Origin of the sequence: Nocardia carnea, assembly GCF_029868325.1 — a bacterium.
Classification (GTDB): domain Bacteria; phylum Actinomycetota; class Actinomycetes; order Mycobacteriales; family Mycobacteriaceae; genus Nocardia; species Nocardia carnea_C.
This window is the reverse complement of record NZ_JARWNW010000163.1, coordinates 1-7,782: the sequence shown is the minus strand read 5'-3', so window position 1 is coordinate 7,782 and position 7,782 is coordinate 1. Positions and strand designations below refer to the sequence as shown.

Genomic DNA, 7,782 nt, shown 5'->3' with positions numbered 1-7,782 from the left:
CCGCCGAGATCCGCACCGACGCGACCCGGCAGATCCGGGAGGCGCTACGCCTGGCGCTCCGGGGCTAGCGGCGGTCCGGGGGTTTGGGGGGGGGCTCGGCACCGGCTCAAGCGGCCAGCAACATGGCCAGTACGGCGGTATCGGGATCGCTGATCGGGTCCAGCCCGATCCTGCTGACCAGCGAAGTGACCGTCCCGTCGGCTTCGGCTTCGGCCCAGGCGGCTCGGTGTTCCAGCCCGAGGTGCGGCAGGCCCGGCAGCAGTACGCATCCGGAAGCGGCGCCCGTGCATTCCGGTAGCGAGGGATTGGTTTCCGCCGGGGGATGAAGCATGAACACGGCGGGCGGTGTGTGTTCGCCGAAAAGTCCGGGTTGCACACCTTCCTCGCCCAGTACCGGGCCTTCCGCGATCACCAGCCCGACCGTATCGGGCGCCGGATCGTCGGGTAGATCCTCGCGTACTCCGAAGACCGTCGAGGTGGTGAGCAGGCCGGGCATGGAGGCCACGCGTACCGCGAGCACCAGCAGTTGTGACCATTCCTTGGTCGTGTCCGGCCAGCGGCCGGAGATCACGAAACCGCGCAGTGTTCCGCCGGCGTGGAACGGCGTCACGCCGATTTGACCGTTGCCGCGCATGATGCCTCCCGTACGGATACCGGGGCGGCCTTGCCCATCTGTTATGCGCTTCGAGCATCTCCCAGAAGTCGTCTGGCACACAAGTACCAGAGAGTGCCAGTTCACCTGGAAACACCGAAATGCCCGCGGACCCATAGTCCGCGGGCTCGGTGCGCTTTATCGTTCTCCGGCCCTCGGGCGGGCCGTTCACCGGACGGAGACCGAACCGGCGATACGACGTAGGCGATCAGCCGAAGATGAGGCCCTTCGCCTGGCTGGTGGCCTTGGCGAAACGCTCCTGGACGTCGGCCCAGTTGACCACGTTCCAGAAGGCCTTCACGTAGTCGGCCTTGACGTTCTTGTACTGCAGGTAGAAGGCGTGCTCCCACATATCGACCTGCAGCAGCGGGATGATGCCCAGCGGGACATTGGCCTGCTGGTCGTAGAGCTGGAAGGTCAGCAGCTTCTGGCCGAGCGTGTCGTAGCCGAGCACCGCCCAGCCGGAGCCCTGCAGGCCGTTGGCCGCGGCGGTGAACTGCGCGCGGAACTTGTCGAACGAACCGAACTGGTCGTCGATGGCGGCGGCCAGCTCACCCGTCGGCTTGTCGCCGCCGTTGGGGGAGAGGTTCTTCCACCAGATGGAGTGGTTGACGTGACCGCCCAGGTGGAATGCGAGGTTCTTCTCGTGCAGGAAGATGGCGCCGTGATCGCCGGCTTCGCGCGCGGCTTCGAGCTTCTCCAGCGCGGTGTTCACCCCGGCGACGTAGGTCGCGTGGTGCTTCGAGTGGTGAATCTCGTTGATCTGCCCGGAGATATGCGGCTCCAGGGCGCCGTAGTCGTAATCCAGATCTGGCAGCGTGTACTCAGCCACGATGTCCCTTCCTTGTCGGGTCGAGCGCGTCCTGTACGGGATGCTCCCGACCATTCGTACACCCGATCGGTCCAACTCGCCCCGACACCCCACCATTCCACATCGGACCGAAACCGACCATTTTTGTTCCGGTCCTGTGATACACCCGCCGCTGTCCGCCGGGGCCGACCTGGTCGGATGCGGGTCGGCGACCTGGCCGGCGCGTAAGGCGACGATCGCGGCCGGACCCGGCACGGAGATCACCTATGCCGGCCGCCGCCACCCGCCGCGCTCTCCGAGCGATGGAAGTCGCGGTGCGGCAGATGTTTCTCGGCGGTCTCCGCTCCGGGCCTCGGGGCGACGGCTCACAACGGCGGCGCGATACCCGGATGTGATGCGCGCGGGTCGCCCTTGTCGTGGGCCGCCCACCAGCGCTGCGAACCGGAGAACAGATCCGGTAGCGGGATGGGTTCCCCGTCGTCGCGCTGTGCGGTCACCGAATCGAACCAGACCCGGATATCGAGTTCGCGCGGATCGACCCCTTCTTCCTGGGAGAACTCCAGGACATGCCGGGAGATCCGGGTATCGATGGTGGTATCGAAGCTGAGCAGTTCGCTCCACAGCGTCCAGCTGCTGTCGTCCAGGTCGATGAATTCCCAGCCGTGCAGCCGGCTACCGCCGAAACTGGCCACCGCGGCGTCGAGGCCGGTGAGCTCCAGGGGCAGGATTTGCGGTTCCAGATCATCCCATCGCTGCATCCGCAACGATGCGGCAATCCTTGTGACCCCGTGGAAGATGAGCTGCACCCGTTTCGTGTGGGCGCCCGGGGTGGTGTCGGCGGTGGCGATGCCGGCGGTTTGCTCCGGCAGGCTCAGCACCTCGAGGTCGAGTATCAGTCGTTTGGCCTCGGAATCGACTGTCGATCCCAGGCATCCGGCCTCCGAGAGTGCTTTGTCGAGGCCGGCCTTGTCCAATTCGTCGAGTAACCCCCTGGTCGATGTCATGGCGCCAGATTACCGAGATCAGTACTGGGATCAGGGGATTTTTCATTTTTCCGGTTCCGGTGGAACCGATTCGGCGCCGGCGGCGTCCAACTGATTATCGGGTCGCGACGGGGCGCGGCTCGATGCGGTGGCCGGACGGCCGCTCCGGGATTTTTTGGAGGGGAGTACCGGATCGGCCGTTCGGGTCCACCGTTACCGCAGGTCGAGCCGTCGATCCGGGGAACCTGGGATAATGGTGCGCTGAATGGTAGCTGATCGCGCCGGAACATGGTGCGAATTATGCATATTACTCATCACCGGGCCTTTCCGGACAGGGCCGGGGCGGGATCGGGTCGATGCGTGATCCCGATGCGGCGAATTTTCGGCAGCGCCCGGCGTGTCGGTTCGGTCCGGACCGTCGTGGACCATCGGCCGGTGGTAACCGGGCGTCCCTGCGGACGCTCGCCCCGGACCCGGCGGCGGTACCGGCGGTTGTGGCAGGATCAGTAACGTGACGAGCTTCGGGGTCCCGTCGGTATCGGTCGAGGCCGTACCGGCCGAATTCGATCAGCCGCCCGGGCAGGCGGAGGCGGCTGCCGTCGTCCTGCTCGATGTGCGTGAGGACGACGAGTGGCAGCTCGGCCATGCGCCGGGCGCCGTGCACATCCCACTGTCCGATATCCCGGCGCGTTACGGCGAACTGGATCCCGACGCCGACCTGTATGTCATCTGCCGGCAGGGCGGACGTTCGATCGAGGCGGTCAAGTATCTGGTGAATATCGGATACGAAGCGGTCAACGTGGCCGGCGGCATGGTGGCCTGGCAGCAACTCGGCCGGCCGCTGGCCGGCGAGGGCCCCGGGCCCGCGACGATCTACTGACGAATTGCGAGGTGCGCGGTGAGTACGGTGGTGCAGCCTTGTGCCCGCTGCGGTACACGCTGGGCGGTGCAGGGTACGCCGATGCACTGGTGCCCGCGGTGCCGCGGCGTCCTGCTGTCCCCGGGCCCGATCGACGCCCCGCCGCAGCGCCGTAATTACCGCTGGGTCGCCCGCCGCCCCGGTCGTCTGGACCGTTCCGGCCGGAGCACCGGATCGGGCCCGGTTTCCGCGGGGACACCCCGATACACCGAGATTCCGCGCTGGGGGCTGCAGGACCGGCCGGTAGCCGCCCAGGACCGCGAACAGCCCCGTCCGCTGAGCACGCTCACCCGCTGGGTGTACACCGCGCTGATGGCCACCGCAATGCTGTTCGGTCTCGCCGCCGTGGCCGAACTGGGCCGGTACCTGATTCTGCTGCGCAATCGCACCCGGCTGATCGAACCGCCGCTGCTCTGGTTCTCCGATGCGCTCGTGAACACCGCGGCGCTGTTCGCGTTGATCATGGCGCTCGTTGCCGCGGTGGCCGCGCTGGGCTGGCTGATCGAGGTGCGTCGCGCCGCGTTCGCCGCCACCGGCCGCCGGGACCCGCGCTCACCGCGCATACTGGCGCTGGGCTGCCTGATTCCGGTGGTGAACCTGATCTGGCCCGGCGTTTTCCTCTCGGAAGTCCTCGCCGAACGCGGTGACCCGCGCCCGTTGCGGGCGTTGCGGATCTGGTGGGCGGTCTGGGTTCTCGGCGGTCTGCTCGCGGTGGGGGCCCTGTTCTGGCGCACCGCCGACTCGCTGCAGGCCCAGGCCGACGGCGTGCTGTTCACCGCGCTGACCGATATCGCCGCGGCCGCTGTCGCCGTGCTGACACTGTGGGTCGTGCGCACGGTCGAGGGCCGCGATCTACGCGGCCGGGACCGGCTCGCCCATCGCTGGGTGGTGGCCGTCGACCCCGCCACGCCGTTGATCGAACCGGTGCATCCGGGCGGTGCCGCTACGGTGAGCGGGGCGCCGGACGCCGGATCGGCAGAACCCCGGGACCGTGCCGGCCGAGCAGCACAGGAGGTTGTGGCCCAGTGAGCGAGCGCAGCGACCAGTCGGTCCAGGGCCCGCGTGCGCCGTTCGTGGTCGCGCACCGCGGCGCCTCGGCCGCGCGTCCGGAACATACGCTGGCCGCCTACGAACTGGCGCTGGAAGAGGGCGCCGACGGGCTCGAATGCGATGTGCGGCTCACCCGCGACGGTCATCTGGTCTGCGTGCACGACCGCACGGTGGACCGCACCTCCAGCGGTACCGGATTGGTCAGCGAGCTGACGCTGGCCGAGCTGAAGGAACTGGATTTCGGTGACGGGTCCCCGGCGGGTGTGCTCACGCTGAGCGAACTCATCGGCCTGGTGCTGGATTGGCGCAGCCGGCCGACGAAACTGTTCATCGAGACCAAACACCCGGTCCGATACGGGTCGCTGGTGGAGAACAAGGTGCTGGCCGAACTACAGCGTTTCGGAATCGCCACCCCGGCATCGGCGGCCCATTCGCGGGCGGTGGTGATGTCGTTCGCGGCCACCGCGGTCTGGCGGATCCGGCGGGCGGCGCCGTTGCTGCCGACCGTACTGCTCGGCGAATCCTCCCGCTATCTGGGCGGAAGTGCGGCGACCACCGTGGGTGCCACCGCGGTGGGCCCCTCGGTGAAAACACTGCGCGAACATCCGGAGCTGGTGGACAAGGCTGCCGCGGCCGGCCGGGCGACCTACTGCTGGACGGTCGACGAACCCGACGATATCGCGCTGTGCGCGGATCTCGGGGTGAGCTGGGTGGCGACGAACCATCCGGGCCGGGCGAAGGCTGTTCTCGCCAACCGTTGAAGCGGCTACTCGGCGGGCTCCGAACCGAGTGGCCTGCCGCCGGTGGACCGGTATGCCGTGTAATTTGACCAGCCGTGGGTAAGAGCAAACGCAATAGTCCGAAACCCGGCGGCAACCGGGCCCAGCGTCTGGCCGAGCGGCGGGCAGCGTTGCAGGAGGCCGAAGCTGCCGTCGCCCGTCCTTTCGAAGGACTGGCCGCGGAATGCGATCTGGTCGCGCTGCGCGAGTTCGTCCCGTCGGCGACCGCCGAATTGGCGCTTGCCCCCGGTGTTGCCGCCGAGCGGCCGGTAGTCCTGGCGACCGTGCTGCCGGGTGCGGTGGCGGCGCTGGTACGCGCCGCCGATACACCGACCGGATACATCGGTGTTCAGGTACAGGCCCCGACAGCGGATCCGGCCGCGGATATCGCGGCGTCGATTCTGTGGGCGCAATCCGCCGAACCCGGTGATTCGCTGGCCGTGGCGCATGCCGCGCCGGGCGGGCCCGCGCTTTCCGATGTGATCGTGGCCGATGCGGCGCTGGATCTGGTGGTGCACCAGGATTTCGATTGGTGGGTGCCCGAAGGGGTGCAGCCCGATCCGCAGATCGCCGCCACCATCGAGCAGGCCAAAGAGGCCATCATGCCGTCGGATCGGCTGGATCTGGGGCCCGCGTCGATCGGTGCGCCCTGGTGGGTGGATGCCGGTGAGAAGGCTCATCTGCGCTGGGTCCGGCCGGAGTCGGAAGATGATCTGATGCTGGCGCTGGCCCGGTTGCACGCGGCAGGCGGGCTGCATCTCGGCGAGGGTTCGCGGTTCGCCGGTTCGTTCCGTACGCACGGGCTGCTGGTACCGGTCTTCGATCTCGACCCGGAGCGTCATGTGAGCGAATGGGCTACTCCGGCAACGGAATTCGGAGAGCGTTTGGCCGAGGCGCTGGCGGTCGACGCCCCGCTGACCTCGGAGCAGCGGCGTTCACGGGACGGGCTGCGGTCGCGGCAGGTGACTCTTCGCTGAATAAAACGGAGAAATTTCCGAAAAACCCTTCTTTCCGAAGCTGATCTCCGCTAGGTTTCAGGGGTCGCCGTTTCTGGAACCCCCCGGCGACGAACGTCAGCCGACACACGACCCGGCGCCGACTGACGTGCTGGAGCATCGGCCGCCCGACCTCGGCGCAGTAGGCCGGGACGGCCGATGCTCCCAATTCATCACCCGGGAAACAGTCCACGAGCCCCGTCCGAGCCGCCCGTATTTGCGGCAGTTACCCGGCGGGGTGGACTGTCCAGTTATCAGATATGGCCACCGGCCACCGACGGCGAGCCCGGGGCATAGGTCGGGTCGTCGCTCATCTCGCGGGCGATGAACTCCTCGAGATCGAACAAGTTCGAACCGGCCCGGTCGGCGACAGTCAGCAGTGTGGTCATCTTCGCGACTTCCTCGACCTGCTCCTTGAGGAACCACTGCATGAACTGCTCGCCCAGGTAATCGCCTTCTTCGCGGGCCGTGCTCGCCAGCTGAACAATCTGGTCGGTAACGGTCTTCTCCTGATCGAGTGCGAGCGCGATCGGTTCCCGAGAATTCTCGAAATGCGACTTTGCTGCATCGACGCCGGAAATGTCGACGCTGATATCCCGATCCAGGAAATATTGGACGATCATCATCGCGTGATTGCGTTCTTCGACGGCCTGCGCGTAGAACCGCTTCGCGAGTTGGGGCAGGTCGGCGTTGTCGTACCACACGGCGATGGCGATGTACTGGTGCTCGGCGTTGAACTCGTGCCGAATTTGATCGTGCAGCAATCCGTGGAATTTGCTGCGGGGGCTCTCCGGATGATTGGACATGCCTTGACATTAACGCCGCAAAAGGGCTATGTCATCCAAGTGCAGCCTTATTGAGGCTAGTGTTGCCTTATTCGAATGAGGATAGTGTTGCCTTATTTATTTCTGCCGGCTCCGGCCATTTTCGGCACCGAGCTGTTCGTTTGCGGTGCGACCGCGGGCAGCTCGCGGGCCACGAACTCCTCGACATCGAACAAATTCCCGGCTGAGCGATCGATCACAGCCAGCAGAGTCGACATACCGGCCACATCCTGCTGCTGGCATTCGAGCAGCCAGCTCATGAATTGTTCACCGAGGAAATCCGCCCATTCCCGGGCGACCTTGGCGAGTTCGGTGACCTGATCGGTCAGGGTCTGCTCGCGGGCGAGCAGGAAAGCCACTGCGGCATGAGGTGATTCGAAGGTCTGGCGCACTTCGCCGAGGCCGCCGATGGTGATCTCGAGCTCCCGGTCTATCAGATACTGGACGATCCGCAGCGCATGCCCGCGCTGCTGCTCCGACCGTCCGTAGCAATGCGCGGCCAGCCGTGGTAACCGCTGGATATCGAAATACACCGCCGCGGCCAGATACTGCTGCGATGCGGTGAGCCCGTGCTGCACCTGGGCCCGGAGCAGGGCGATGAACGGCTGAGCCAGGTCGCTGTCGTGCATATACCGATTATCGCGCGTCCATGGCCGGGCCCGGGGGTCGGGCCGCAACGAGTGGTCGCCGCCGGGCCCCGGGGGCGCACAACGTGGGGGGGTACCCCCCGGAGGGGTAGCCCAAGGGCACCCGCTGTGATCTAAAGGAG

General features: G+C 66.7%; 9 protein-coding genes. 4 read left to right on the top strand and 5 right to left on the bottom strand.

Annotated elements, in window-relative coordinates:
• Window positions 1–106: 106 nt before the first annotated feature.
• The 3 genes from QH196_RS12275 to QH196_RS12265 form a co-directional block, all read right to left on the bottom strand.
• Window positions 107–634 (bottom strand): peptidase, encoded by a 528-nt coding sequence (locus QH196_RS12275; protein ID WP_280415900.1) that lies wholly within the window; start codon window positions 632–634, stop codon window positions 107–109.
• A 226-nt stretch (window positions 635–860) separates the two neighbouring features.
• On the bottom strand, window positions 861–1,484 hold the full coding sequence (locus QH196_RS12270; RefSeq protein ID WP_033243809.1) for a superoxide dismutase: 624 nt from the start codon (window positions 1,482–1,484) through the stop codon (window positions 861–863).
• Window positions 1,485–1,828: 344 nt separating this feature from the next.
• Entirely contained in the window at window positions 1,829–2,467 is a 639-nt protein-coding gene (locus tag QH196_RS12265; protein ID WP_280415899.1) for a hypothetical protein, read from the bottom strand.
• Window positions 2,468–2,957: 490 nt separating this feature from the next.
• Between QH196_RS12265 and QH196_RS12260 the strand changes: the two genes are divergently transcribed.
• From QH196_RS12260 to QH196_RS12245, 4 genes are all read left to right on the top strand, one after another.
• The gene (locus QH196_RS12260) at window positions 2,958–3,326 is read left to right on the top strand and encodes a rhodanese-like domain-containing protein (RefSeq protein ID WP_280415898.1); all 369 of its coding nucleotides are present in this window, start codon (window positions 2,958–2,960) and stop codon (window positions 3,324–3,326) included.
• Between the two features lie 18 nt (window positions 3,327–3,344).
• The gene (locus QH196_RS12255) at window positions 3,345–4,394 is read left to right on the top strand and encodes a DUF4328 domain-containing protein (protein ID WP_280415897.1); all 1,050 of its coding nucleotides are present in this window, start codon (window positions 3,345–3,347) and stop codon (window positions 4,392–4,394) included.
• On the top strand, window positions 4,391–5,176 hold the full coding sequence (locus QH196_RS12250) for a glycerophosphodiester phosphodiesterase (protein ID WP_280415896.1): 786 nt from the start codon (window positions 4,391–4,393) through the stop codon (window positions 5,174–5,176). The genes QH196_RS12255 and QH196_RS12250 overlap by 4 nt, the downstream gene beginning before the upstream one ends.
• A gap of 74 nt (window positions 5,177–5,250) precedes the next feature.
• Entirely contained in the window at window positions 5,251–6,171 is a 921-nt protein-coding gene (locus QH196_RS12245) for a DUF5926 family protein (RefSeq protein WP_280415895.1), read from the top strand.
• A 272-nt stretch (window positions 6,172–6,443) separates the two neighbouring features.
• Here the strand turns inward: QH196_RS12245 and QH196_RS12240 are convergent, their stop codons facing one another.
• Together QH196_RS12240 and QH196_RS12235 are read right to left on the bottom strand one after the other, a co-directional pair.
• Window positions 6,444–6,995 carry a ferritin gene (locus QH196_RS12240; RefSeq protein ID WP_033243815.1) on the bottom strand — a complete coding sequence of 184 codons (552 nt, stop codon included), beginning with the start codon at window positions 6,993–6,995 and terminating at the stop codon, window positions 6,444–6,446.
• 92 nt (window positions 6,996–7,087) lie between these two features.
• Complete coding sequence (locus QH196_RS12235; RefSeq protein WP_280415894.1) at window positions 7,088–7,642, bottom strand: ferritin; 555 nt, start codon at window positions 7,640–7,642, stop codon at window positions 7,088–7,090.
• Window positions 7,643–7,782 lie beyond the last annotated feature (140 nt).

What these genes read in the sequence shown, in the direction of transcription:
- QH196_RS12275 (WP_280415900.1), bottom strand. Translation starts at nt 634, where the DNA reads ATGCGCGGCAACGGTCAAATCGGCGTGACGCCGTTCCACGCCGGCGGA.
- QH196_RS12265 (WP_280415899.1), bottom strand. Translation starts at nt 2,467, where the DNA reads ATGACATCGACCAGGGGGTTACTCGACGAATTGGACAAGGCCGGCCTC.
- QH196_RS12240 (WP_033243815.1), bottom strand. Translation starts at nt 6,995, where the DNA reads ATGTCCAATCATCCGGAGAGCCCCCGCAGCAAATTCCACGGATTGCTG.
- QH196_RS12235 (WP_280415894.1), bottom strand. Translation starts at nt 7,642, where the DNA reads ATGCACGACAGCGACCTGGCTCAGCCGTTCATCGCCCTGCTCCGGGCC.